This is a genomic window from Arthrobacter sp. H14 (genome assembly GCF_000520495.1).
In the GTDB taxonomy this organism is placed as follows: domain Bacteria; phylum Actinomycetota; class Actinomycetes; order Actinomycetales; family Micrococcaceae; genus Arthrobacter_C.
Window position 1 is genome coordinate 1 of the sequence record NZ_KI914659.1, and the last position, 2,167, is coordinate 2,167.

The window sequence follows — 2,167 nt, forward strand, 5'->3', positions numbered from 1 at the left end:
GTTATGGCTTACAACCTCACCCGCGCAGCCGCCGCTGCAGCTGGCAACGGGCTGGCGAAAGCCAGGACCGGCACCATCCGCCGGAAACTGATTAACATCCCGGCCAGAATCGCGTCCAGCGCCCGAAAAGTCCTGCTTCACATGCCCAAAGGCTGGCCCTGGGAAACAGCGTTCACCGACCTGTTCACAGCCATGCTGAAACCGTCAGCCACAGCCCCGGTCTGACCGGCTTCGACCCCGTCCGACCGACACGAAAGAAACAAGTGGAACGCTCCCGGCAGCGAGGCCGATAGCTCCGCAGCGCCCTCAAGCCGCTGGAATAGCCAGTTCCCGTTCCGCGGCTACCTCAGCTGCTGATCGGTGGATCGAGGCTTAGGGTTCCGCCGGCCATGCCGATGCCCGCCAGCGCACCAAGAGCGATCAGTCTGGCGTCCGCTGCTCCGAGCAGCACCAGGCCACTGGTTAGTGAGCTCATCCAAAGCATCAACGCCGCGGCCGGCGCTACCATTCGGACGCTGGCGACGACCGGAGAACTAAGGGGCAACAATCTATCGACTTCAGGGACGATCGCAGTTTGTCTCGCCACCACTCCGACCGAGGAGGCCACGACGCAGCCGGCCACCAGCAGGGCTCCCAGCTGCAAAAACGTTGGCACCGCCGTCTGCAGCAGGAGTACGGCTACCGGAGGCAAAAGCCAGAGCAAGGGCCGGAGCCACCACAGGGGAGTCCGAAGGAATGCGACGATATCCGCCTGCAGCAGTGCTCCGGCGGGGCCACGGGGCCGGCGCAGAAAGAACCGACCGGCAAGCTGTCCTGCATTGTGTTGTTGACGGGTTGGCGCCTGGAGGGCACGGGTGAACTCATTCGTGTCCAGAAAGAAGACGGCGGAACCAGCATGTCCGGCCACTGCCCCGCCACGGGTGAGTTCGGCGGCAGGAATCCCGGAGATCCATCCCTTGGACTTACCATGGTGTACCTGGACGACGGCGGCGAGCAAGGCAGACCCAGCGGCCAGGATTCCAAAGACGACGGCGCCGGCGGCGTGGCCCGCGATGGACACGTCAAGCAATGTCAGCAGGCTCACCGTTGCGTAGGCGAGTGAAGCCGCCAAGGCCAGAATCACCAGGCGCCTGATGAAGGGACCAGCCACCATCGGGCGCCGCTGGGAAACAGCGTTCACCGACCTGTTCACAGCCATGCTGAAACCGTCAGCCACAGCCCCGGTCTGACCGGCTTCGACCCCGTCCGACCGACACGAAAGAAACAAGTGGAACGCTCCCGGCAGCGAGGCCGATAGCTCCGCAGCGCCCTCAAGCCGCTGGAATAGCCAGTTCCCGTTCCGCGGCTACCTCAGCTGCTGATCGGTGGATCGAGGCTTAGGGTTCCGCCGGCCATGCCGATGCCCGCCAGCGCACCAAGAGCGATCAGTCTGGCGTCCGCTGCTCCGAGCAGCACCAGGCCACTGGTTAGTGAGCTCATCCAAAGCATCAACGCCGCGGCCGGCGCTACCATTCGGACGCTGGCGACGACCGGAGAACTAAGGGGCAACAATCTATCGACTTCAGGGACGATCGCAGTTTGTCTCGCCACCACTCCGACCGAGGAGGCCACGACGCAGCCGGCCACCAGCAGGGCTCCCAGCTGCAAAAACGTTGGCACCGCCGTCTGCAGCAGGAGTACGGCTACCGGAGGCAAAAGCCAGAGCAAGGGCCGGAGCCACCACAGGGGAGTCCGAAGGAATGCGACGATATCCGCCTGCAGCAGTGCTCCGGCGGGGCCACGGGGCCGGCGCAGAAAGAACCGACCGGCAAGCTGTCCTGCATTGTGTTGTTGACGGGTTGGCGCCTGGAGGGCACGGGTGAACTCATTCGTGTCCAGAAAGAAGACGGCGGAACCAGCATGTCCGGCCACTGCCCCGCCACGGGTGAGTTCGGCGGCAGGAATCCCGGAGATCCATCCCTTGGACTTACCATGGTGTACCTGGACGACGGCGGCGAGCAAGGCAGACCCAGCGGCCAGGATTCCAAAGACGACGGCGCCGGCGGCGTGGCCCGCGATGGACACGTCAAGCAATGTCAGCAGGCTCACCGTTGCGTAGGCGAGTGAAGCCGCCAAGGCCAGAATCACCAGGCGCCTGATGAAGGGACCAGCCACCATCGGGCGCCGG

The 2,167-nt window shown here is 64.6% G+C and carries 3 protein-coding genes; 1 reads left to right on the plus strand and 2 read right to left on the minus strand.

Annotated features, from left to right (window positions below):
- Positions 1-225, plus strand: a 225-nt coding sequence (locus Y707_RS25830) for a transposase (protein ID WP_173401462.1), incomplete at its 5' end; no start/stop codon positions are given.
- Between the two features lie 121 nt (positions 226-346).
- On the opposite strand, the gene Y707_RS25835 is transcribed toward Y707_RS25830, so the two are convergent.
- Positions 347-1,267 (minus strand): DUF6297 family protein, encoded by a 921-nt coding sequence (locus tag Y707_RS25835; protein ID WP_275451216.1) that lies wholly within the window; start codon positions 1,265-1,267, stop codon positions 347-349.
- 83 nt (positions 1,268-1,350) lie between these two features.
- A partial coding sequence (locus Y707_RS0113125; protein ID WP_253905163.1) for a DUF6297 family protein occupies positions 1,351-2,167 on the minus strand: 817 nt, incomplete at its 5' end.